Here is a 24,010-nt window from a genome sequence, read left to right on the forward strand (position 1 = left end):
ATGGCTTCCAGTTTATGAATATTCTGATCGTAGGTCCCAGCTGGGTCGGCGACATGGTGATGGCGCAGACGCTGTTCATCTGCCTGAAACAGCGCCATCCGGATTGCCAGATCGACGTACTGGCGCCGGAGTGGAGTCGTCCGATTCTCGAGCGCATGCCTGAGGTCCGCCAGGCCCTGAGCTTCCCGCTCGGCCACGGTGTGCTCGATATGACGACCCGGCGCAAGGTTGCGCAGAGCCTGCGCGGCCAGTATGAGCAGGCGATCCTGCTGCCCAATTCGCTGAAATCGGCACTGGTGCCGTTTTTTGCAGGCATTCCCAAACGCACCGGCTGGCGTGGCGAGATGCGCTTCGGTCTGCTCAACGATATCCGCAAGCTCGACAAGCAGCGCTATCCGTTGATGATCGAGCGTTTCATGGCGCTGGCCTTCGAGCCGGGCGCCGAGCTGCCCAAGCCCTATCCGAACCCGTCGCTACGCATCGATGCCCAAAGCCGTGATGCGGCGCTGGTCCGCTTTGGTCTGGGCCTGGATCGACCGGTGCTGGCGCTGTGTCCAGGCGCCGAGTTCGGCGAATCCAAGCGCTGGCCGGTCGAGCATTTCGCCAAGGTGGCCGAAGCGAAGATCCGCGAAGGCTGGCAGGTCTGGCTGTTCGGCTCGAAGAACGATCACGCGGTGGGTGAAGATATCCGTCAGCGACTGATTCCCGGATTACGCGAAGAAGCGTTGAACCTCGCGGGTGAAACCAGCTTGGCCGAGGCGATCGATCTGCTGTCCTGTGCCGAAGCCGTGGTTTCCAATGATTCTGGCCTGATGCATGTGGCCGCCGCGCTCGGCCGCCCGCTGGTGTCGGTCTATGGCTCCACCTCGCCCGCCTTCACGCCGCCATTGTCCGAGCAGGTCGAAGTCGTCCGTCTGGGCCTGGATTGCAGTCCCTGTTTCGAGCGCACCTGCCGCTTCGGCCACAACAACTGCATGCGCGAGCTCGAGCCGAATAGGGTGAACGAGGCGCTGGATCGCCTGATCCCCCAGCCGATCGAGGTGCGCTGAGTGAGGGTGTTGCTGATCAAGACCTCGTCGCTGGGCGACGTGGTGCATACGCTCCCAGCGGTGACCGATGCACAGCGCGCGGTTCCCGGCATCCAGTTCGATTGGGTGGTGGAAGAGGGCTTCGCCGAAATCCCCGCCTGGCATCCGGCGGTGGCGCAGGTCATCCCAGTGGCGATTCGCCGTTGGCGCAAGCAGCCTCTGCAGACCCTTCGTTCCGGTGAGTGGCAGCGGTTCAAGGCGCGCCTGCGCGAGACCCGCTACGATCTGGTCATCGATGCCCAAGGTTTGCTTAAAAGCGCCTGGCTGACACGTTACGTCAAGGCGCCGATTGCCGGCCTGGATCGTGACTCTGCACGCGAACCGCTGGCCTCGCGCTTTTATGATCGCCGCTACGCTGTGCCGCGTGACCAGCACGCTCTGGAGCGGGTGCGGCAGTTGTTCGCTCAATCGCTCGGTTATTCCGTGCCCGAGACGATCGCCGACTACGGCCTGGATCGTAACCAGCTGGCGACGCCGGGCGAGGCGCCCTATCTGTTGTTCCTGCACGGCACAACCTGGCCGAGCAAGCATTGGCCGGAGCAGTACTGGCGTGAACTGGCCGAGCGGATGAGCGAATTCGGTTGGGCGATTCGATTGCCGTGGGGCAATGCAGACGAAAAAGCGCGTGCCGAACGCATCGCCGATGGCTTGGCTGGCGTGTCGGTGCTGCCCCGGCTGAATCTCGGCGGAATTGCCAAGGTCGTTGCTGGTGCGCGGGCCTGTGTTGCGGTCGATACAGGCCTCGGTCACCTCGCGGCGGCGCTGGACGTGCCGAGCATCTCGCTTTACGGCCCAACGCTCCCTGGCCGTGTCGGTGCGTACGGGCGCTCGCAAGTACATCTGTGCGCCAGCGGCCCGAATGCCGGCAAAGGCGATCGTCATAAACCCTGCTTCGACGACCTCTCGCCCGAGCGCGTCGCAAGCGAACTCAAGGCCCTGTTGCGGTCATCGGGGATGCACTGATGCGGTTGGCCTTCATTCTTTACAAGTATTTTCCTTTCGGCGGACTGCAGCGGGACTTCATGCGCATCGCGCTGGAGTGCCAGCGGCGCGGCCATAACATCCGGGTCTATACGATGATCTGGGAAGGCGAGGTGCCGGACGGCTTCGAAGTGCTGATCGCGCCGGTCAAGGCCATCTTCAATCACACACGCAATGAGCGCTTCACGGCCTGGGTCGAGAAGGATATGGCGAAGCGCCCGGTGAACCGGGTGATCGGTTTCAACAAGATGCCCGGTTTGGACGTCTACTACGCGGCCGACCCCTGTTTCGAAGACAAGGCGCAAACGCTGCGCAACCCGATTTATCGCCGCTGGGGGCGCTACAAGCATTTCGCCGAATATGAACGTGCGGTATTTGCGCCGCAGTCGAAGACCGAGATCCTGATGATCTCCGAAGTGCAGCAGCCGTTATTCGTCAAACACTACGCGACGCCGACCGAGCGCTTTCATCTGTTGCCGCCAGGCATTGCCCTGGATCGACGCGCGCCGGCTAATGCCGCCGAAATCCGCGCCGAGTTTCGCGAGGAGTTCGAGTTGCAGTACGACGAATTGTTGCTGGTGCAGATCGGCTCCGGCTTCAAGACCAAGGGCCTCGACCGCAGCCTTAAGGCCGTGGCTTCACTCCCTCGCGAACTGAAAAAGCGCACTCGTCTGTTCGTGATCGGCCAGGACGACCCCAAGGCCTTCCAGCTGCAGGCCAAGACGTTGGGCATTTCTGCGCAGGTCGAGTTTCTCAAGGGTCGCAGCGATATCCCGCGTTTTCTTCTGGGCGCCGACCTGCTGATCCACCCCGCCTACAACGAGAACACCGGCACCGTACTGCTGGAGGCGCTGGTCGCCGGTTTACCCGTATTGGTGACCGATGTCTGCGGTTACGCGCATTACATCGCAGACGCCGACTGCGGGCGCGTTGTGCCGAGCCCGTTCAAGCAGGACGATCTAGATCGTTTGCTGGCCGACATGCTGGCTGATGATGAGCAGCGCAGGCGCTGGGCAAAAAATGCGTTGGCTTATGCCGAGACCGCGGACCTCTACTCGATGCCGCAGAAGGCAGCCGACATAATCCTGGCTGAACGTCCATGAAACTGATTCTTGCCGAGCCCTTCAAAACGCTCTGGGCGGGGCGTGACCCGTTCGAGGCCGTCGAACAATTGCAGGGTCAGGTCTACCGCGAACTGGAAGGCCGCCGCACCTTGCGTACCGAGGTCGATGGGCGTGGGTATTTCGTCAAGATCCACCGCGGGATCGGCTGGGGCGAGATTTTCAAGAACCTGAGCACTGCCAAGGCGCCAGTGCTGGGCGCTGGGCAAGAGTGGCGGGCCATCCAGCGCCTGCATCAAGCGGGCGTGCCGACCATGACCGCGGTGGCTTATGGCGAGCGTGGTGGAAATCCTGCGGCGCAGCACTCCTTCATCATCACCGAGGAGCTGGCGCCGACGATCAGCCTCGAGGATTACAGCGCCGACTGGCTGCAGAATCCGCCTGAGCCGGCGCTCAAACGCGCGCTGATCGCAGAAGTCGCGCACATGGCCGGCACCATGCACCGTGCCGGGGTCAATCATCGGGACTTCTATATCTGTCACTTCCTGCTGCACACCGACAAGCCAGTATTGGCCCAGGATTTCCGTCTGTCGCTGATCGACCTGCACCGCGCCCAGACACGCAGCGAAACGCCACGGCGCTGGCGCAACAAGGACCTGGCCGGGCTGTATTTTTCGGCATTGGGCATTGGCCTGACCCGTCGCGACAAACTGCGTTTTCTGCAGACCTATTTCCAGCGTCCGCTGCGCGAGGCTCTGCGTGACGAGGCCCCGTTGCTGCGTTGGCTGGAAAGCAAGGCGGACAGGCTTCAAAGCCGTTATGAGCGCAAGTACGCGCCGGGTGCTCAATGAGTGGCTGGCGGGTCGTCGGTGACATTACGGCCGGCGCGGCGCACGCGTTTGCCAATCTGGATATGGTTTTTGCGCTTGAAGGCGAGCCGATCGCCCGCGACCCGCTGTCCGAGGTGATCCGCGTCGAGTACGAAGGCCTGCGTTATTACGTCAAACGTTACTGGGCGGCGGGCAAGAATCTACGCCGCTACCTGGGCCGCCCGCGGGTCAAGGCTGAATGGCAAAACCTCAAACATTTCGAGCGCTGGGGCATACCCGTGGCGCCGCTGGTGGCCTGGGGTATGGAGCGTCGCGCTGGCGCATTCGCGCGCGGCGCGCTGATCACCCTGGAAGTACCGGATACCTTGGACATGGCGGCACTGGCCAAGGGCAACGACCCACGCCTGGGCGACCGGAGCTGGGTCGAGCGCATTAGCCGGCAGGTGGCATCTGCGACCCGTACCCTGCACGATCATCGCTTCGCTCACAACGACCTGAAGTGGCGCAATTTGCTGGTCAACGGTGCCGGCGAGCTGTTCTTGATCGATTGTCCGTCCGGCGACTTCTGGTGGGGCCCGTTCCTGCGCCGACGCATCGTCAAGGATCTGGCCTGCCTGGACAAAGTTGCCAAGTATCACCTGAGCCGCACACAGCGGCTGCGCTTCTACCTGCAGTACCAGCAACGCCCGCGTCTGGTACCGGCTGATCGCGAGCTGATCGACCAAGTGCTCAAATACTTCGAGGGGCGTGAATGAGAACCGAGCTGAACCCCGCCGAGGCCTATCTCAAGAAGGATTCCAGTGCTCCGGTCATCAATTCCTTGTTGGAGCGTATTGCCAGTCGTCGGCAAAGCAAGGGCGTGCGCGCATGAATCTGACGGAACTTGCACGAGCCGGGCGCTCGCCGGCTTTGCCCTTGAGCGTGATGCTACCCGCTGGCGAGCTGACCTTGCAGCGGTGGCTGCGCGTATTGCCAGGGCAGCGCTATGTCGCCAAGGCGCAATGGCAGGGCCGCGACGTGCTGGCCAAATTGCTGGTCGGTGGCAAGGCCGAGCGCCACTTCGAGCGTGAGCGGCATGGCGCACGGTTACTGGCCGAGCAGGGGATGACCACACCCGCTTTGCTCGTCGAGGGGGTCGCGGCAGGGCAGGGCGGTTGGCTGTTGTTCGACTACTTGGCGGGCGCGCAAAGCCTGGAGCAGGCGTGGCGCGAGGTGGAGCGGCAACCCATGTTGTCCGATGCGCAACAGGACGTGCTGGGTGAGGCGCTCGGCGCCATCGCGCAGTTGCACGCCAGAGGCTTGTGGCAGAGCGATCTGCACCTGGACAACCTATTGCGCCATGAGGGGCAGCTGTATGTCATCGATGGCGGCGGCGTGCAGGCGCAGACACCCGGACAACCGCTCGATCGTGTCAAAGTGCTGGCGAACCTTGGCGTCTTCTTTGCCCAGCTGCCTGCCAGCCTCGAACCGCATATCGAGGAGTTGTTCGTGCATTACCTCCTGATCAATGGCGAACATGCGCTGCCGCTGGAAGCCTTGCTGCGAGAAATCGTCAGCGTCCGGCGTTGGCGGCTGCGCGATTATCTCGGCAAGCTCGGGCGTGATTGTTCCTTGTTTAGCGTAAACCGCAGTGCCAGTCAGCTGCGTGTCGTGCGCCGTGAGGATGAGCCGGCGCTGCGTGAGCTGCTGGCTGCGCCGGATGTGGCTGTTGAAGCGGGACGGGCGCTGAAGCTGGGCGGTAGTTCGACCGTGGCCCTGGCCGAGCAGTCTGGGCGGCAACTGGTCATCAAGCGCTACAACATCAAGAACCTTCTTCACTGGCTCAAGCGCTGCTGGCGCCCGAGCCGCGCTTGGCACAGCTGGATAGAAGGCAATCGCCTGGCATTTCTCGGCATCGCCACGCCCCGGCCGCTGGCGATGCTGGAGTTGCGTTGGCTAGGCCTGCGCCGCCGCAGTTACCTGGTTACCGAATACAGCGCGGGCGAGGATATAATCGCCCGCTTTCAGCCGTATCTCTCCAGTTCACCGCCCGAGTCCGAACTGGTGGCGCTGGATCAGCTGTTCGAAGCCATGCTGCGCGAGCGCATCAGCCATGGCGATATGAAAGGCACTAATCTGTTTTGGGAGCAGGGCCGCTGGGCGCTGATCGACTTGGACGCGGCGCAACAACATAGTAGTGATACCAGCTTCGCTCGCGCCTATGCCAAGGACCGTGCGCGGTTTCTGCGCAACTGGCCGGCCGACTCGGCGTTATGTCGGTTACTGGATGCACGTTTACCGAAGGACAGCTTGAAGCCAGAAGCTTGAAGCTGGAAGAAAAGCCCTGCGGGGTTGAACTAGACATATTCGCTGTTGCTTCGAGCTTCCGGCTTCAAGCTTCGAGCTGCTTTTAAGAGGCTTTACAACCGTGGCATTGACGATTCTCGGCCTTTCCGGCGCCCTCAGTCATGACCCTTCCGCCGCTCTGTATATCGACGGCAAACTGATCGCTGCCGTTGAAGAAGAGCGCTTCGTGCGCGACAAGCATGCCAAGAACCGCATGCCCTACGAGTCGGCCAAATTCTGCCTGGAGCAGGCCGGTATCAAACCGTCCGACGTCGATGTAGTGGCGATTCCCTTCGCGCCTATCAGCATCTTCGAGAAGGCGCGTTGGCACTACGCCAAGCGCTACTGGTACGCCCCGGATCGCGCGCTGGATGCCATCCTCATGGGCAACCGCCGCTACCACCGCTACAAGAAGCGTATCCAGTGGTGCCTGCAGCAGCTCGGCTTCGACCTGAAGAAGGTCAAGCTGCAGCCGGTCGAGCACCACCTGGCCCATGCTTCCAGCGCCTACCACTGCTCCGGTTTCACCGAGAAGACCGCCATCCTTGGTATCGACGGCAAGGGCGAGTACGCCACCACCTTCTTTGGTTGGGGCGAGAACGGCAAGATCCACAAGATCAAGGAATTCTACGACCCGGATTCGCTGGGCGGCCTGTACGGCGCGATCACCGAATACCTTGGCTTCGAGATGCTCGATGGCGAGTTCAAGGTCATGGGCATGGCGCCTTACGGCGATGCGGCCAAGTACGATTTCTCCCGCCTGGCGAAGTTCGAGAACGGCGAGCTGACCATCAACACCGACTACGCCAACGTCATCGGTTTCCGTCGCTACAAGGAAAACGGCAAGGGCTACTACTTCTCGCCCAAGCTGATCGACTGGCTCGGGCCCAAGCGCGAAGGCGACATCGCTGACGACCCCTATATTCATTACGCCGCCAGCATGCAGGCGCTGTTCGAGAAGCTGGCGCTGGAAATGATGGACTATTACCTGGGCGATATCATCCGCCAGACCGGCAAGATCGCCTTCGCCGGCGGTTGCGCGCTGAACGTCAAACTCAACCAAAAAATCATCGCCCGCGATGAAGTAAAGGAGCTGTTCGTTCAGCCAGCGTCAGGTGATGCCGGCACTGCCGTGGGCGCCGCCGCCTACGTCTCGCACCAGCGCGGCGTGCCGGTGGAGAAGATGGAACACGTTTATCTCGGCCCGTCCTACTCTAACGAAGACGTTATCGCCGCCTGCACGCGCTATCCGAGCAAGCCGGTCTGGCAGAAAATCGATGACGTGCCTGAGCGCATCGCCAAGATCATGGTCGACGGCAACCCGGTTGCTTGGTTCCAGGGCCGCATGGAATTCGGCCCGCGCGCCCTCGGTGGCCGTTCCATCATCGGCTGCCCGAGCATTCCGGGCGTGGCCGACCGCATCAACGAACAGATCAAGTTTCGTGAGCGCTGGAGGCCCTTCTGCCCGTCGATGCTTGATACCGTGGCCGAGCAGATGCTCAAGGTCGACCATCCCAGCCCCTTCATGACCTTCACCTTCGAGGTCAACGAGGGTTGGAAAGAGCGCGTCGGCGAAGTCGTCCACGAAGACGGCACCTCCCGCGCCCAGGTCCTTGAGCGCCGCCACAATCCGCGCTGGTACGACCTGATGCTGGAGCTGGAAAAGCTCACCGGCAACGGCGTCTCGCTCAATACTTCACTCAACCGCCGCGGTGAGCCGATGATCTGCTCGCCGACCGATGCGTTGAATATGTTCTACGGGTCGGATCTGCAGTACCTGATCATGGAAGATATATTGGTTGTGAAGGGCGACAAGCTGGCATGACAGCGTCCGATCCATGGGTTTTGCAGTTCTGCCATGGCTATGACGGCCCGTTTCTCGATTGCGCACGTCAGTACGCCGCGCTTTTCACAGGCACGCCATATAAGATCTGTACCGTCTACCTGACCGGGTCGCCGAGCGACGAGGTCATTCGCGGTTCGGCTTCGGATGAGGTGATCTTTCTCGGCTACGACAGCAAGGATGTTCGTGGGCTCAAGCTCGGCGCCATGCGCCGGCTGCGCAGCATCGTGGCCAAGCGAGATTATCGGTTCTGCATCGCCCATCGGTTCAAGCCAATCTACACCGCATTGCTGGCGACCGGGCTGCCGGTAATTGGCGTGCATCATGCCTTTGGCGTTTATAGCCGGCCCATGCGCCGCTGGTTCGTCAATCGTTTTCGTGCCCGCTTGCTGCTGCTCGGCGTTTCCAATGCGGTGCGTGACGAGATGCGTGCTGATCTCCCCGGCTGGGAAAGCGCGTGTATCGAAACCCTTTACAATCGCATCGACGTCGCCGCCATGCAGGCCGAGCAGGTCTCCCGCCTCGACGCCCGTACGGCGCTGCGGCTGCCTCCGGATGCCTGGGTAGTTGGCAACGCCGGCCGCCTGCACCCCGACAAGGATCAGGCCACCCTGATCCGAGGTTTCGCCCAGGCATTGCCACGACTGCCCGCCGACAGCCTGCTTGCAATCATGGGCAGCGGCCGATTGGAAGCGCCGCTTCGCCAACTGGCCAAGGACCTGGGCATCGCCGATCAGGTGCGATTTCTCGGGCAGGTGCAGCACGGCAGACGCTACTTCAAAGCGTTCGATCTCTTTGCCTTGACCTCAGACCACGAGCCATTCGGCATGGTGCTGCTTGAAGCCATGGCGGCAGGGGTGCCGGTGGTCTGCACCGATTGTGGCGGTGGGCGTGAAGTGGTGGAGGGCGTCGGAAAGGTATTTCATTTGGGGGACAGCGATGCGTTAGCCGCTGAGTTGGTGGCAGCGGCACAACCGGATGCTGGTTCGGCTCGACCGGCAGCCACGACTCTCGAGCGTCTCACCGAGCGTTTTTCCGATGCACGTGCGCAGCGTGATTTCAATGCGATTCTGTCGAAAAGGTTCTTTCACGGATGATCGACAATTGCACGCCTGTTAACCGGGGATTCAAGCAATCGAACGTTACTCGAAGGCAACGCCATGCTTCTTTGACATCGCCAGCGTATAGCCAGATTTTCGACCGTGCCCACAACGTGCCGTCGGATATGGATCTAGCGCTGCGCAGCATGCGCATTTACGCGTGAATAATGCATGAAAATAGCAGTCGCATTTTTCGGAATTCCTCGCAACAGTTCCATCTGCTTCCCATCTATTGAGCAGAACATCTATCAGCACCTGCCAAGAAATGCGCAGGTGCGGTCTTATTACCACCTATACGAGCCCCAGCTGGTCAATAACCCGAGGTCTGGGGAGAACGGTTTCATTGGCGAGTCCAATTATCTGCCTTTCGCTCGTATGGATGGTCGTCTCGAGGAAGCTGGCGCCTGCCTGAAGCGCTGGGATTTCGACGAGATCAAGAAACACGGAGATGTATGGCGGGACGATTTCAAGTCTTTGTCCAATCTGATCCATCAATTGAACTCTCTGCATGCGGTAACCGCGCTGGTCGATGGGCTCGATCCCGATGTCGTGCTTTTCGTACGTCCCGACCTGCTCTATCACGATGCTCTGCCCAGGTTCGCGCTCAACGCCTGTACATCAGACCGCCGCGCGGTCTACATCCCCCATTGGCAGTGGTGGAACGGTCTGAACGATCGTTTTGCTGTTTGCGGTCGTGACGTCTATGACGCTTACGGTCGTCGTGCAGAGCTTATGATTCCTTTCTGTCTGCAGGAGCAGCGTGGTCTGCATGCCGAGCGATTGCTGCGTTTCTCCTTGGGCAAGGCTGGCGCTTTGGTGCGCACACTTGATATGCGGGCATCCCGGGTTCGACTGAATGGGGAGTTGGTCGAGGAAACGTTCTCATCCAAGCATTCCATGGGTCGTCGAGAGAGTCGTTTCGTGCTGCCGATGGCGCGTTTGCGCTCGCAGTTCGACAAACTACGGTATCGGCAGGGCGGTACGCTTGGCTGATTTATGGAAGACCGTCCAATGCTGAAAGTTCTGCTACTTGTGCAAAAAGAACAGCGCGTCATGCTTGACCGCTTGTATGAAAGTATTGCGCACAATTGTGAATGCGACACTCGGTGGCTGAGCCGTGAAGAGCAGGCCAATTTGAAGCGCTACTTCGCCGAGAGCGTAAACCCGCAGGGGTATGACCGCATTGTGTTCTTCGTGCGCTTCAAGCAGGAGATTCGGCAAGTTGGGTTCATTCGCAGTGTGCCGAATCTGGTGATACTGGAGCACGACGCTTATCAGAACTACATCGCCTGCAAATACACCGGGAAGTTCAGCGCACACTATCGCCGCTTGCCGTGGGTGCGTGTGATCAGCTCCGGTTTCATGGTCAGCGAGCGGCTTCGCCAGGAAGGTTTCGATGCAGTCTTCGTCCCTAAGGGTTACGACCAGACATTGCTGTGCGACCTGGGGCAGGCGCGAGATATTGAGCTGGCCTTCGTGGGCAGCACCAAAAGCGGCGCCTATAGCGAACGCAAGGCGTTACTCGATGAGCTGGCAAAAGTCGAGGATCTGGTCGTTACACGCACCAATTCCGGTGAAGATTATTGCAATACCCTCAACCGCATTCGCTTCTTCGTCAGTGCCGACGTCGGTATGGGCGAATACATGATCAAGAACTTCGAGGCTATGGCCTGCGGTTGTGTATTGCTGGCGTGGGATCAGGGCGAAGCGGAAAACAAGGCGCTGGGTTTCGTCGATATGGAGAACCTGGTCCTTTACCGCAGTGTCGATGAGCTGCGAAGCAAGCTGGCGATGTTGCGTTCGGATCCCGACCTGGCGGCGCGCATCGCTTCTGCGGGTCGGGCCTTGGCGGAGCGGGAGTACAGCTTCTCGCGTGTCGGGCAGCGTATCGTCCTGGCGTTGGATAAGCCGTTACGGGACCGCCCGCCGATGGGCCTGTGGGATCGACTGCGTCTGTACTGGAGGCTGAAGTGAATCAATCACGTATTCGCTTGCTGATTCCCTATTTCGGCCGATGGCCGTTCTGGATGCCGTTTTTCCTGCAGACCTGCAAGCGGAACGCCGATATAGACTGGCTCTTTTTCAGCGATTGCGGAACGCCAGACGACCTTCCGGATAACGTACGGATCGTACCGATTTCGTTTGCTGGCTACTGTCAATTGGTCAGCGAGCGTCTGGGCATATGCTTCAAGCCGACCAATCCTTACAAGCTCTGCGATATCAAGCCTGCGCTAGGGCATATCCACGCCGAGTATCTGGATGGCTTCGACTTCTGGGGGTTCAGCGATATCGATCTCGTCTACGGTCAGTTGCGCGGCTATTTTTCCGAGGAGCGACTCGCCCGATACGATCTGCTGTCTACCCACGCACGTCGCGTTTCGGGCCATTTGTGTTTGCTGCGCAATAACGAGCGTATGCGCCAGGCGTTCATGCGCGTCCCCGGCTGGCAGGCTTGTTTCGAAGATCCCGAGCACCGCGCGTTCGACGAAGCGGCGTTCAGCCGATTGTTCATTCGGCGAAAAAACTGGCCCGAGGCGCTTCGGCGGATGGCTGATCGCTTCAATCCGTGGCGTCGATGCAGTGAATTTAACGAGGCGTTCAGTACGCCGCATGCGCGGGTTCCATGGCTCAGCGGTGGCTTCGATTTCCCCGACTGCTGGATATGGAACGATGGGCGGCTGACCAACAACCGGGATGGTGCGCGAGATTTTCCCTATTTCCATTTCATAACCTGGAAGAACGCCAAGTGGTCCGGCCGTTCCCCTGATCTGCTGATGCAACCTCAGGATCTCGCCGCTCGGCCATCGTGGTGCGTTACCGAGCAGGGGTTTCGCACGCCCGACGGCGCGTTTGCCGCTACCGAACGGAGAGCGGGTAGCGATGACTCACATTGATCCCGGAGCCATCATGCTGGAGTACGCGGCTTGAGCATCGTCAGTATCGTGTGGTCTTCCGGCAAGGCGCATGCCTCGATCCATCAGGTGCATGAGCAGATTCTTTCCCTGGTCGCTGGCAAGAGTGAGGTGCACACCTGGATGCTGATGGGCCGAGAGGCCGGGAGGGGGCCAGGCTGCGGGCAAACGCTGCATTGGCGGTTGAGCGCGAGGGCGCTCAAAGGCCGGGGCGTCTGGAAGCTTTCGCAGTGGTGGCTGCAGCGGCGCCTCGCCCACGAGATCGAACGGGTCAATCCGAAAGCGTTGTTGCTCGATGGCATTGGCGTGGCACGGCTGATCATTCCGGTGGTGGCGAGGCTGAACCCCGACATTCAGGTCGTCGTAGTCTTCCATGGGCAGAGCCGCATACGCCGCAGCGACCCGAGGTTGTTCAGCGCGATCGCTGCGCATCGCCTGAAGCTGGTCGCGGTGTCCGAGGCGCTCGCCGAGTCCCTGGGCGCGAAGCTGGGGAGAACGGTATCCGCTACGCGAACAGCGATGAATCCGCATTCATTCAAGCAGGCCCTGATTTCCCGCGCCGAAGCCAGGATGAGGTTGGGCGTTGATAGCGCGTGCATTGTCCTGGGCGCGGTCGGGCGGCTGGTCGAGGAAAAGGGCTTTCTGCCGATGCTCGATGTGCTGAGTGAGTTGTCGCGCACGCGGGCGGACATCCATCTGGTGCTCGTGGGTGACGGGGAGCAGCGGCCGGAACTGGAGTCACGTATCCGGTGCCTGGGCCTGGAGCGAATGGTGACGCTGGCGGGGCACCGCCAGGACGCTGCGCAGTTGTACCAGGCGTTCGACGTGATGTTGATCCCGTCCCGCGGCGAGGGGTTGGGTTTGGTTTTGCAGGAAGCGGTAATGGCGCATGTGCCGGTTGTGGCCAGTGACCTGCCAGTCTTCGTCGAGCAGTTGGGGCTCAGAGGCATTTACGTCTCGCCGAACGATGTGTCCGGCTGGGTCGCGGCCATCGAGCACGTACTCGATTCGGATCGGCAATCGCTCGCCGGTGAGCAGGATCGTCAGCTCGCACCGGAGGACGCCTGGGAGCAGTTCTGCAACAGTTACGCGGAACTGCTGACCGATGACTCGGACCCGGTCAGGGCATCGTAGAATTGCAAAAACGGAAAGGCGTTCTGAAACCTTTCGCGTTCAAGATATCGGCTGAAGTGCGCCAGGTTGCGTCGGATCATGTGGTTAGGTAGAGGTCGGCCCAGGAAACGCATGTCGGCGATATCGATCAGCCCCAGCGAACCGTGCGGGGTGAGGACGATATTGCCCAGGTGCAGCGAGCGGAAGTAGATGCCCTTGCGGTGCAACTCGCGTACGAAGCGGATCAGTTCAGGCAAGATCGGCGTCCAGCTGAATTCAGGCTGCTTGGCGAGCTGAGTTAGCGAATTGCCTGGCAGCGGGGCGTAGAGCACCGCGCTGGCCGACTTGTCGGGAAGCTCGTATAGCGCCTGGACGTTCAGCGTGGCGATACCAAGGGTCTGGAGGCGTTCGGCGTTGTTGACGAAACGGCGCGAGTAAGGACGTAGAAGTGCTGAGGAAAGCCAGCGCTTGCGACGAAATATTTTTAGAAACTGACCGTTCTCAAGCTGCAGAACTTTAGGGCCCAGGCCATCCGCTTCGAGAACGGCCGCATTATGGGTGAGCTGTTGCAAGTCTCGCTGGCATAATTGGCTTACGTGCATCGTGGAGAGGGCCTTAAGCAGTGTACGAACGTCGAGCAGGGCGTGCATTCTAACATCGCTAATACTGGCGCATTTTGCTGTTTTCCGAAGGGGTAATATGGATAGCCGTCGCATAGGGCTGGCCTGGCTGACGCTGGGTCTGCTCTGGTTTTTGCTTGGTATAACGTGGATTTCGACGGCTAAGCTTTACCAACAAGGCTTGATTGTTCTGTTCTGGATTCCAGCTATCTGGTCATCCTGGTCCCATCGCACACTGTTACTCGACCTCTGGCGGCAGGAAAAGCCGCTTGTGGCGGCATTGCTTGCACTGGTCGCGTGGGCTGCAATCAGCGTGTTCTGGAGCGCTGCCGAGGAGCCTGCGCGCGAAGCCAAACGACTGATTTATGTGCTGTTTTTCCTACTGGGTTTGGTTTGCCTGGGGCAGACACCATCGCGTGTCGTCTCTGTGCTGCGGTGGGCTGGTCTCGGTCTGGCACTTGCTGCGCTGGCCGCGCTGATACAACGCTATGGGCTTGAGGCGAAGCCTTGGGCATGGCGGGCGCAGGGGTTCGGCCTGCTAGATCATCCGATTATTGGCGGCTATGTATTCGGCATGGCGCTGATCTGGTGGTTCTGTTTGCCACCCAGGCGGACTGCGCTGCGGCTGGTCTGGGCGGCCGGTTTGTTGGCGCTTTTTACGTTCATCGTGATGACACAGAGCCGCGGTGTATGGGTTGCTCTGCTGGCCAGTGTGCTGTTGATGCCTGTTTGGCGGGCTGGACGGGCCGGTTTGATTGCGGCCGTTTTGCTACTTTTGGTGGCTGCCGTCGGTTACTGGTTATTTGGCAACTATGTGGTCGCTAGAGGCACCTCTTATCGCCCCGAAATCTTCGCTGCGAGCCTAGGAGTGATCGCGGATCGGCCCTGGCTGGGCTTAGGGTTAGGGAGCGAGTATCAAGTCGAAGCTCTGAAACGCATGTTCGACCATACTCATAACCTGTTTACCCATGTGGCGTTGGAGCTAGGGCTACCTGGCTTCATCCTCTGGTTGGCAATCTGGGGCCGCAGTTTCGTCATTGCGGTGCGCGAGCGGGCCACGACACTTGGTAGCGCATTGCTGGGTATGCTTTTGTTCAGCACTATGGCGCTATTGTTCGATGGCGCAAGTCTTTGGGATTCACCTCGACCCGAGTGGTTCTTGACTTGGCTGCCAGTGGGGCTAGCGCTGGGGCTGAGGGCGGGGTCGGATAATTCGCTGTGTTACCATTCCCGCCCTTCGACATATGAGTTGCATTCTTCTATGAGTGGCTCACCCCTGAAGGCCGACACGGCTTCAAGTCTAAGCATCTACCTGAGGTTGCTGCGTTACGTGCTCCCCTATTGGGGACTGTTCGCAATCAGCCTTCTCGGCTTCCTCATTTTCGCCTCCACCCAGCCGATGCTGGGCTACATCCTCAAGTTCTTCGTCGATGGATTGAATAACCCGGATGCCAGCTTTTTCGCCCAGGTGCCTCACCTGAAAGAGCTGGAATGGCTGGCCGAGCTGAAGCTGCTGCAGGCCGTGCCGTTGTTGATCGTGCTCATTGCGTTGATGCAGGGTGTCGGCTCGTTTCTCGGTAACTATTTTCTGGCCAAGGTCTCGCTGGGCCTGGTTCACGATCTGCGCGTCGCGCTGTTCAACAACCTGCTGACGTTGCCCAATCGCTACTTCGACAGCCACAACTCTGGGCATCTGATCTCGCGCATTACCTACAACGTGACGATGGTCACTGGCGCGGCGACCGATGCGATCAAGGTCGTGGTGCGCGAGGGCATGACCGTCATTTTCCTGTTCGGCACGCTGCTTTGGATGAACTGGAAGCTGACATTGGTGATGGTGGCTATCCTGCCGGTGATAGGCGTGATGGTATCCAGTGCCAGCAAGAAATTTCGCAAGCAGAGCAAGAAAATCCAGGTGGCGATGGGCGATGTGACCCATGTGGCCTCCGAGACCATCCAGGGTTACCGCGTTGTACGCAGCTTCGGTGGTGAGGCCTACGAGCAGACTCGTTTTCTGGCTTCCAGCACCGATAACACGGCCAAGCAGCTGCGTATGGTCAAGACCAATGCGGTCTATACGCCCAGCCTGCAACTAGTGATTTATACCGCGATGGCGCTGCTGATGTTTCTTGTGCTGCTGCTGCGCGGCGATGCGTCTGCCGGCGATCTGGTGGCCTATATCACTCTGGCGGGTCTGCTGCCAAAGCCGATCCGCCAGCTTTCGGAAGTCAGCTCGACGATCCAGAAGGGCGTAGCGGGTGCAGAGAGCATCTTCGAGCAACTGGACGAAGTGCCTGAAGTGGATACCGGCACAGTGGCGCGTGACAAAGTCAGCGGTCAGCTGGAGGTGCGTGATCTTGGCTTCGTCTATCCAGGCACTGGCAAACAGGTGTTGCACGATATCAGCTTCACGGTCGAGCCAGGGCAGATGGTGGCGCTGGTTGGCCGTTCGGGCAGCGGCAAGTCGACGCTGGCGAACCTAATTCCTAGGTTTTACCAGCATGATCAAGGGAAGATCTTGCTGGATGGCGTGGAGATCGCGGATTACAGACTACGCAACCTGCGTCGGCACATCGCCCTGGTCACACAGCAGGTCACGCTGTTCAACGACACGGTTGCCAATAACATCGCCTATGGCGATCTGGCCGGCGCACCGCTGGAAGATATCCAGCGTGCGGCCCGCGACGCCTACGCCGATGAATTCATTGAGCAGATGCCTGAGGGTTACCAGACCCAAGTCGGAGAAAATGGCGTGCTGCTTTCCGGCGGTCAACGTCAGCGTCTGGCCATCGCCCGTGCGCTGTTGAAGAACGCGCCGGTACTGATTCTGGACGAGGCGACCTCGGCGCTGGATACCGAATCCGAGCGTCACATCCAAGGCGCCCTGGATCATGCTATGACGGGGCGCACCACGCTGGTGATCGCGCACCGCCTGAGCACCATCGAAAAGGCCGATCTGATTTTGGTGATGGAGCAGGGGCGTATCGTCGAGCGTGGTACGCACGCCGACTTGCTCGTGGCCAATGGTGCCTATGCCAGGTTGCACGCAACACAGTTCAAGGATGAGGGCGAGACTGGACCTGCAGAATGATGCACGCAAGGCCTGTCAGTTTCGGCCGGTTTCACAGCGCCGCAGGTCCGTAACGTTCTGCAGTCGCCATGCTCTCCCTGTGTTTACGGCAAGAATTCGCCAGTCCCATGCTGCTATGCTTTGCAGCGTTTTTTCTTTCGCCCCGGAGCCCTCATGAAGCTGTCCATGCCCCGTTTCGACCAAGCCCCCGTTCTGGTAGTGGGCGATGTCATGCTCGATCGCTACTGGCATGGCGGCACGTCACGGATTTCGCCGGAGGCACCGGTGCCGGTGGTCAAGGTCGAGCAGATCGAGGATCGTCCCGGTGGTGCGGCCAACGTCGCGCTGAACATCGCGGCGCTGGGCGCTCCGGCTGCGCTGGTGGGGGTGACCGGTGAAGATGAAGCGTGCCAAAGCCTGGCCGACAGTCTGGCCGCAGCCGGTGTGCAGGCGCATTTCCAGCGCATCGAGCATCAGCCGACCATCGTCAAGCTGCGGGTGATGAGCCGCCACCAGCAACTGCTGCGCATGGACTTCGAGGAAGCCTTCGAAACCGATGCTGGAGCATTGCTCGAGGATGTCGAAGGGTTGCTGGCTGGCGTCAAAGTGCTGGTGCTGTCCGATTACGGCAAGGGCGCGCTGAAGAATCATCAGGCGCTGATCGAGGCTGCTCGCCGCCGTGGCATTCCGGTGCTGGCCGATCCCAAGGGCAAGGATTTTGAAATCTATCGTGGCGCCTCGCTGATTACGCCGAATCTCGGCGAGTTCGAGGCCATCGTCGGGCGATGCGCTGATGAAGCCGAACTGGTGGTCAAGGGCGCTGAGCTCATGCAACAGCTGGAGCTTGATGCTTTGCTCGTCACCCGCGGCGAGCACGGCATGACGCTGCTGCGTCCGGAGCACTCTCCGCTGCATTTACCGGCGCGCGCCCGTGAGGTGTTCGATGTCACCGGCGCTGGCGATACCGTCATTTCGACCCTGGCGGCCGCCATTGCGGCGGGGGAAGAGCTGCCACAGGCCGTGGCGTTGGCCAATCTGGCCGCTGGCATCGTGGTTGGCAAGCTGGGCACCGCCTGCATCAGTGCGCCTGAGCTGCGCCGTGCCGTGCAGCGCGAGGAGGGTTCAGAGCGCGGGGTGATGACGCTCGAGCAACTGCTCACCGCGATTGAGGACGCCCGCGCCGAAGGCGAGAAGATCGTGTTTACCAACGGCTGCTTCGACATTCTGCACGCCGGTCATGTGACCTATCTGGAGCAGGCCCGCGCGCAGGGCGATCGACTGGTCGTCGCGGTCAACGATGACGGCTCGGTGAGTCGCCTGAAGGGGCCGGGCCGGCCGATCAATTCGGTCGACCGGCGCATGGCTGTGCTGGCAGGCCTCGGTGCTGTCGACTGGGTCGTTTGCTTCGCCGAAGACACGCCGGAAAATCTGCTCGCTGAGGTCAGGCCGGACGTGTTGGTAAAGGGCGGCGACTACGGCGTCGATCAGGTGGTCGGGGCGGATCTGGTCAAGGCTTATGGCGGTGTGGTGAAGGTGCTGGGGCTGGTCGAGAACAGTTCGACCACGGCTATCGTCGAGAAAATTCGTACTCGTTGATAGCCACGGATCGGGTCAGCCTGTTACTAGCACGCCGTGGCTGTGTAGTAGGCGACGCTCCTTGCGGCCGATCTTCTCATGCTTGCTGATGACATAGGTGTGCCTGAAGCGAGCCGGATCAATACAGAGCTTGGGCATGACCTCGTCGACCAGGCGGTCATAGGTGGGCTCGTCGATATACTGGTTGATTTCCCGCTGAAAAAAATGGCCGTACATGAAGCCCAGCACTTCAGGTTCGTGTTCAGTGGCGCCATGTAGGCAATTTTCGAAGTCGATGACTCGAAGTGTTTCTTGGCGGGAATTGATCATGACGTTGCCCGCCCACAAATCGAGATGATAAATCCGCTTCTCATGCAGTTCGCGGAACAGTGTGAAGCAGTTTCTCAGAAAGGGCACCGGATCCTGCTGTCCCAGCCATTGATGGCTAGGAAGATAGTGTTCCAAAAACTCGAATATCAGCGAGACATTACTTACCAAGCCAAGCTGCTTGCGGTAGGCAAAACCCAGAAGCTGGGCAGTCGGAGCTTGTAACTCTTCCGCTCTGATGGTGTTAAGCAGTTCGGCAACTTCCCAATCCAATCCGCCCTTTCGTCGTTCAATACCAAGCGTCGTACGCAGACGTGACTGAAAGCCGGTAAGGCGCGAGCTTTTGATGAACAGGCGGCTTTCGGGATGCTGGACCTCAAGGGTTGACCGCGAACGAGTGCCAGAAGCCAATTCACGAAAAGCACGCTGCAGGGCGGTTTTTAGCTCGATGGAAGGTGCCTGCGCAGTGAAGAGCCTGATCGCACCCAGATTGACTTGAATGGGAAACTTGCCAGCGAGCCGGGCGGCTTTTCGCATGTTCTATCCTTGGAAGCGTTAGCGCGTATGTGTAGTGATGGCGAAATGGAAGTATACGTAACGAAATAAACAAATCGCACCTTTGGCACGACGGGCGGTGAAATACAATCAACAAGGCTTCTGTTTACTGAGTTTTCAATTGATTCAGCCTGCTATTCCACCGGGAATTATTGAGTTACACCAATCCTTCCATCGGATGCGCTCATCGCGCGACACCCAGCCATCCTGCGGTGCAAAGCTTTCTGATAAACATAATCCCCGTGTGCTCACCTCGCTGAACTGGCCGTTGCGCAGCTGCAACAGCTGCTTCAGTGGCTGACCCTCATGCAGCGGGATCAGATAGAGGTCGGGCCGGCTACGGTCCAGTTGGGCGACCAGCTCTTCGCCCTCGAGCCGCTCGTCGACATGAAACAGGCTGAGTTCGCGGGTTTCCTTCGGCAGATCGAGGCGCATGTCGTAGATCAGTTGCAGGGAAGCGGTTGGCAGATGGACGTAGGCCCGCGGGCGTTCCATCAAGGTCATCTGGCCGCATTGCACCGGCTTGGCCGATCCGGACAACGAAGCTAGATTGAAATGCACTGCCTCGCGATAACGCAGGCTGCCCTGGTAGGGCGCCGGCAGCCAGGTATCGCCAAAGCGCCCGGCGAGCCAGCCTTCGGGCGTTTCCAGTAGACATTCCTCGGCGACTTCATGGATCGCAGTCAGCAGCGGCAGGCTGAGCTCATGAGCTGGCACGTAACCGGAAATCAACTTGAGCACGACGTCGCCGCGGTCCTGGCGTTGCTGGCGCACCAACACCCAGTACTCCCGCCCCTGCCAGCAGAGCGTCAGCCGTACCGACACACCGAGGTTGGCCAGTTCGATGTCGAAGTGGGTCGGATCGTCGACAAGCACTGGGCGGCGGCGCTCAAGCATCTCGCTGAAATTAAGCGGCCGCCCCAGGCTCTGGTAGCGCAGGCCTTCGGGGCTGGCTTCGACGAGCAATGGAAGGGTTTTGAACGTGCCCGGGTTCTTGCGGATCAACACGCGCGGCATTCGGCTCCTCCTGACGTAGGCGGCCGTTGGGCCGTGATTATCGTTGTTGGGACAAAACCGCTGCAGCGGTACGCACGTTATCTGACAGGTGATTCGGGTTTATGGTGCCGATGATGGCGGCGCCGACGCCTGGATGCGCGAACAGCAGTTCGAAGCTCGCACGCACCGGATCTTCGCCTGCTTTCAGGCAGACGTGACCGCTGGCCAGCGCTTTTTTTACTAAGACGCCCTTGGCGTGTGACTGAGCGTAGTCCAGTACAGGCCGCTCGTTCTGCTCGTTGAGGTTGTAGGTCACCATCGCGCAGTCGCCCTGTTCGAGCGCGAACAGACCGCCTTCGACGGTTTTGCCGGAAAGGCCGTAGCCGAGGATCTTGCCCTCGCGCTTGAGGTCGGCGAGGGTCTCGTAGACGCCGCTGTGCTGGAGAATTTCCAGGTCGCGCCCGTCCGAATGCACCAGGACCAGATCGATGCGGTCGGTCCGCAGCCGCTGAAGGCTGCGCTCGACTGAATGTCGGGTATGGCCCGGCGAGAAATCGAAGAGCGATTGGCCATCGACGAACTCCTCGCCGACTTTGCTGACCACAACCCAATGGTCTCGTTGGCCCTGCAATAAAGGCCCCAGACGCTGTTCGCTGAGCCCGTAGGCGGGCGCGGTGTCGATCAAGTTGATGCCCAGATCGCGAGCCAGCGCGATCAGTTGGCGCGCCTGTTCATCATCCGGAATGCGAAAGCCGTTGGGGTATTTGACGCCCTGGTCGCGACCCAGCTTGACCGTGCCCAGGCCCAGCGGCGACACGCTGAGTCCAGTGCTGCCAAGAGGACGATGCAGCTCGTGCAATGTTGTCGCCATCAGAGCAATCCCTCCCAGAAGGGCGCAGTAACTGCGGGGCGTGGCAGTTCGGGTAGCGGCGGATGCGATTGAGGATGGATGCCGTCGCGGGTCAAGGCAGCTTCGACGCGGTCAGCGAAATCGGGAGATAGCGCCAATTTCGTCGGCCAGCCAACCAGCAGCCGGCCCTGTTCGGCGAGGAAGGCGTTGTCCGGTCTGGCCAGCGCTGATTGAGCCGGCTCGGCCCGGTCGATACGCAGCGTCGTCCACTTGGCCCCGGACAGGTCGATCCAGGGCACTAATTCCGCCAGCTCCTTTTTTGCCGCAGCAATTTGCGCCGCCTCGTCACGCGCGACGCCATTGGCCTCGGCCAGATCGCCGCCCAGATACCAGATCCATTCGCCGTCGGCAGCCGGATGGCTGGTCACGGTGATGCGCGGTTTGGAGCCGCCTCCCAGGCAATGCGCATAGAGCGGCTTGAGCGTCGCCGCCTTGACGATGACCATATGCAACGGGCGCTTTTGCATCGCCGGTTGCGCAAGACCCAACGCCTCCAGCAGCTCGGCGTTGCCCGCGCCGGCAGTCAGGACGATGCGCTGCGCGGTGATGGCGCGACCATCGGCGATCAGGCCGGTCAGTTCACCGTTCTCCCGTAGCGGCTCGATCCGGCCGGCCTTCAACAGGTCGGGGCCGGCGAGCTCCGCCAGACGCTGGATCAGGCTCGGCACGTCCAGCACCAGTTCGCTGAGTCGATAGACCTTGCCCTTGAAGCCTGGGTCCTGCAGCGCTGGCGGCAACTCGCCGCCCTTGACCTGTCCGACCCGCGAGCGCACCGCCTTGCTGGCGAAGAAACTGGTGAGGTTGCCGGTCAGGGTACCCGGGGACCAGAGATAGTGCGCATCGGAGAGCAGGCGCACGCTGGAAAGATCCAGCTCGCCGCCGCCTTGGAGTGCTTCACGCCAGCGCCGGGGCATGTCGGCGATGGCTTCCGACGCACCGGTCAGCGCGCCACTCAGCGCATACTTGGTGCCACCGTGGATGATCCCCTGGGATTTGACGCTCTGCCCGCCGCCAAGCACGCCTTTGTCCACCAGCAGCGTCGAATAGCCTTGTTGGCGCAGGCGCGCGTTCAGCCAAAGACCGGCAACGCCACCGCCTACGATCAGGACATCGGTGCTCAAGGAGTCGGGCATCTGTAAACCTCGCCTGTAAAGCTGCAATTACGGGCCGGCAGTATAACCGTCGACGTAGTCGTAGCAGCCATGGTTGGAAAGCTGGGAGCGGGGCAAGACGCTGTGGGCTGGCTGCTGGTGGGCTGAAGCCCACCCTACTAACTGACGCGGAACGCTGCCCGACGCACGTCTACCAACGAATCTTGAATTCAACTAGTAGGGTGGGCCGGGTCGCTCCGCTTCAGCCCACCAGCTTCAGCTTGCAGCTTTCGAGTAAACTTCGCGGCCATGAACCGAACCCTCTATACCCTGCTGTTCCATCTTGCCTTGCCGTTGGTGGTGGTTCGCCTGTTTTGGCGTGCCCGCAAAGCGCCGGCCTACTCGAAACGTATCGGCGAACGCTTTGCTATTGGGCTACCCGAATTCCAGCCGCATGGCATCTGGGTGCACGCTGTCTCGGTCGGCGAAAGCATTGCCGCCGCACCGATGATCCGAGCATTGAAAGATCGTTATCCGTACTTGCCGATCACCGTCACCTGCATGACCCCGACCGGCTCCGAGCGGATCAAGGCGCTATTTGGCGATACGGTGCAGCATTGCTACTTGCCTTACGATCTGCCTTGGGCGGCTTCACGGTTCTTGCAACGACTGCAGCCGAAACTGGCTGTGGTGATGGAAACCGAGCTGTGGCCCAACCATATTCACCAGTGCGCGCGTCGCGGTATTCCCGTGGCGCTGGCCAATGCGCGGTTGTCTGAACGCTCGGCGCGCGGCTATGCACGATTCGCCCGGTTGACCGCGCCTATGCTGGCGGAACTGAGCCTCGTCGCCGTGCAGACCGAAGCCGAGGCGACGCGTTTCCGTCAGCTCGGCGCACGTGATGCCTGCGTGGAGGTAACCGGCTCGATCAAGTTCGACCTCAGCGTCGACCCGGCGCTGCCCGAGCAGGCCGCGCAGCTCCGCCAGCAATGGGGTGCCACGATGCGGCCGATCTGGATCGGCGCCAGCACTCACACAGGCGAAGACGAAATTCTGCTGGCTGCGCATCGGCAGTTGTTGAACACCTATCCTGACGCGCTGTTGATTCTGGTGCCGCGCCATCCCGAACGCTTTGGCTCGGTATACGAGCTATGCCGGAAGCAGGACTTCGCCACCGTCCGACGTTCCCTCGGCGAGCCGCCCCAGGCCCAGACGCAAGTGCTGCTTGGCGACACCATGGGCGAGTTGCTGTTTCTCTTTGCGCTGGCCGATGTGGCCTTCGTTGGCGGCAGTCTGGTGCCGACCGGCGGGCACAATTTGCTTGAGCCCGCAGCGTTGGGAAAACCCGTACTGACCGGCCCGCATCTGTTTAATTTCCTCGATATCGCCGCGCAGCTGCGTGATGCCGACGCGTTGAAGGAAGTGGACAGCGCCCCCGCGCTGGCGGCGGCAATCGAGACGTTATGGACGAATCCGGCAAGTGTCGAACAGGCTCGGGCCGCTGGCAGCCGTGTGCTGAGAAATAATCAGGGCGCGCTGGAGCGGCTGCTGGCAGGGCTAGGACGGCTGCTTTAGCCAATAGGGCGGCTGAACCGCCTATAGATGTGGTGGTG

Annotated in this window: 20 protein-coding genes and 1 pseudogene; 16 read left to right on the plus strand and 5 right to left on the minus strand. The window is 60.5% G+C overall.

The window, feature by feature from the left end; translation table 11 throughout:
* Positions 1–14: 14 nt before the first annotated feature.
* The 12 genes from waaF (at position 15) to NA645_RS03160 (ending at position 13,274) form a co-directional block, all read left to right on the plus strand.
* Positions 15–1,049 (plus strand): lipopolysaccharide heptosyltransferase II, encoded by a 1,035-nt coding sequence (gene waaF / locus NA645_RS03105; protein ID WP_256047470.1) that lies wholly within the window; start codon positions 15–17, stop codon positions 1,047–1,049.
* A complete protein-coding gene (gene waaC, locus NA645_RS03110) occupies positions 1,050–2,051 on the plus strand; it encodes a lipopolysaccharide heptosyltransferase I (protein ID WP_256047471.1) in 1,002 nt (333 codons plus the stop codon). It begins immediately after the preceding gene.
* The gene (locus NA645_RS03115; RefSeq protein ID WP_256047472.1) at positions 2,051–3,172 is read left to right on the plus strand and encodes a glycosyltransferase family 4 protein; all 1,122 of its coding nucleotides are present in this window, start codon (positions 2,051–2,053) and stop codon (positions 3,170–3,172) included. Before waaC ends, NA645_RS03115 begins: the two co-directional genes overlap by 1 nt.
* Positions 3,169–3,981 carry a lipopolysaccharide core heptose(I) kinase RfaP gene (rfaP, locus tag NA645_RS03120; protein ID WP_256047473.1) on the plus strand — a complete coding sequence of 271 codons (813 nt, stop codon included), beginning with the start codon at positions 3,169–3,171 and terminating at the stop codon, positions 3,979–3,981. Before NA645_RS03115 ends, rfaP begins: the two co-directional genes overlap by 4 nt.
* Positions 3,978–4,715 (plus strand): lipopolysaccharide kinase InaA family protein, encoded by a 738-nt coding sequence (locus NA645_RS03125; RefSeq protein WP_256047474.1) that lies wholly within the window; start codon positions 3,978–3,980, stop codon positions 4,713–4,715. Before rfaP ends, NA645_RS03125 begins: the two co-directional genes overlap by 4 nt.
* 112 nt (positions 4,716–4,827) lie before the next feature.
* Positions 4,828–6,267: a lipopolysaccharide kinase InaA family protein gene (locus NA645_RS03130; RefSeq protein WP_256047475.1), complete on the plus strand. Its 1,440-nt coding sequence runs from the start codon at positions 4,828–4,830 to the stop codon at positions 6,265–6,267.
* 100 nt (positions 6,268–6,367) lie between these two features.
* Positions 6,368–8,110, plus strand: a complete 1,743-nt coding sequence (locus NA645_RS03135; RefSeq protein WP_256047476.1) for a carbamoyltransferase family protein — start codon at positions 6,368–6,370, stop codon at positions 8,108–8,110.
* The gene (locus NA645_RS03140; RefSeq protein WP_256047477.1) at positions 8,107–9,225 is read left to right on the plus strand and encodes a glycosyltransferase; all 1,119 of its coding nucleotides are present in this window, start codon (positions 8,107–8,109) and stop codon (positions 9,223–9,225) included. Before NA645_RS03135 ends, NA645_RS03140 begins: the two co-directional genes overlap by 4 nt.
* A gap of 174 nt (positions 9,226–9,399) precedes the next feature.
* Positions 9,400–10,221: a hypothetical protein gene (locus NA645_RS03145; RefSeq protein ID WP_256047478.1), complete on the plus strand. Its 822-nt coding sequence runs from the start codon at positions 9,400–9,402 to the stop codon at positions 10,219–10,221.
* 21 nt (positions 10,222–10,242) lie between these two features.
* The gene (locus NA645_RS03150; protein WP_256047540.1) at positions 10,243–11,202 is read left to right on the plus strand and encodes a glycosyltransferase; all 960 of its coding nucleotides are present in this window, start codon (positions 10,243–10,245) and stop codon (positions 11,200–11,202) included.
* Between the two features lie 53 nt (positions 11,203–11,255).
* A complete protein-coding gene (locus tag NA645_RS03155) occupies positions 11,256–12,122 on the plus strand; it encodes a DUF6625 family protein (RefSeq protein ID WP_272891957.1) in 867 nt (288 codons plus the stop codon).
* Between the two features lie 30 nt (positions 12,123–12,152).
* Positions 12,153–13,274: a glycosyltransferase gene (locus NA645_RS03160; protein WP_256047480.1), complete on the plus strand. Its 1,122-nt coding sequence runs from the start codon at positions 12,153–12,155 to the stop codon at positions 13,272–13,274.
* Here NA645_RS03160 and NA645_RS03165 read toward each other — a convergent pair.
* Positions 13,226–13,855: a toluene tolerance protein gene (locus NA645_RS03165; RefSeq protein ID WP_256047541.1), complete on the minus strand. Its 630-nt coding sequence runs from the start codon at positions 13,853–13,855 to the stop codon at positions 13,226–13,228. The genes NA645_RS03160 and NA645_RS03165 overlap by 49 nt on opposite strands.
* 592 nt (positions 13,856–14,447) lie before the next feature.
* Here NA645_RS03165 and NA645_RS03170 point away from each other — a divergent pair.
* The 3 genes and pseudogenes from NA645_RS03170 to hldE form a co-directional block, all read left to right on the plus strand.
* Positions 14,448–14,873, plus strand: a pseudogene (locus NA645_RS03170) (O-antigen ligase family protein); the annotation flags it as partial.
* Between the two features lie 261 nt (positions 14,874–15,134).
* Entirely contained in the window at positions 15,135–16,964 is a 1,830-nt protein-coding gene (gene msbA / locus NA645_RS03175; protein WP_256047542.1) for a lipid A export permease/ATP-binding protein MsbA, read from the plus strand.
* Positions 16,965–17,117: 153 nt separating this feature from the next.
* Positions 17,118–18,539 (plus strand): bifunctional D-glycero-beta-D-manno-heptose-7-phosphate kinase/D-glycero-beta-D-manno-heptose 1-phosphate adenylyltransferase HldE, encoded by a 1,422-nt coding sequence (gene hldE, locus NA645_RS03180; protein ID WP_256047481.1) that lies wholly within the window; start codon positions 17,118–17,120, stop codon positions 18,537–18,539.
* Between the two features lie 15 nt (positions 18,540–18,554).
* Here hldE and NA645_RS03185 read toward each other — a convergent pair whose 3' ends face one another.
* The 4 genes from NA645_RS03185 to NA645_RS03200 all read right to left on the minus strand — a co-directional run bounded on the left by NA645_RS03185 (position 18,555) and on the right by NA645_RS03200 (position 22,439).
* Positions 18,555–19,382: a hypothetical protein gene (locus NA645_RS03185; protein WP_256047482.1), complete on the minus strand. Its 828-nt coding sequence runs from the start codon at positions 19,380–19,382 to the stop codon at positions 18,555–18,557.
* A gap of 144 nt (positions 19,383–19,526) precedes the next feature.
* The gene (locus NA645_RS03190) at positions 19,527–20,417 is read right to left on the minus strand and encodes a metal ABC transporter ATPase (protein ID WP_256047483.1); all 891 of its coding nucleotides are present in this window, start codon (positions 20,415–20,417) and stop codon (positions 19,527–19,529) included.
* A gap of 37 nt (positions 20,418–20,454) precedes the next feature.
* Positions 20,455–21,267: an aldo/keto reductase gene (locus NA645_RS03195; protein ID WP_272891946.1), complete on the minus strand. Its 813-nt coding sequence runs from the start codon at positions 21,265–21,267 to the stop codon at positions 20,455–20,457.
* Positions 21,267–22,439, minus strand: a complete 1,173-nt coding sequence (locus tag NA645_RS03200; RefSeq protein WP_256047484.1) for an NAD(P)/FAD-dependent oxidoreductase — start codon at positions 22,437–22,439, stop codon at positions 21,267–21,269. The genes NA645_RS03195 and NA645_RS03200 overlap by 1 nt, the downstream gene beginning before the upstream one ends.
* 267 nt (positions 22,440–22,706) lie before the next feature.
* On the opposite strand from NA645_RS03200, the gene waaA reads away from it, so the two are divergent.
* Complete coding sequence (gene waaA, locus NA645_RS03205; protein WP_256047485.1) at positions 22,707–23,972, plus strand: lipid IV(A) 3-deoxy-D-manno-octulosonic acid transferase; 1,266 nt, start codon at positions 22,707–22,709, stop codon at positions 23,970–23,972.
* The last annotated feature ends 38 nt before the right edge of the window (positions 23,973–24,010 follow it).

Source organism: Stutzerimonas stutzeri, from assembly GCF_024448955.1.
Taxonomy (GTDB): domain Bacteria; phylum Pseudomonadota; class Gammaproteobacteria; order Pseudomonadales; family Pseudomonadaceae; genus Stutzerimonas; species Stutzerimonas stutzeri_AQ.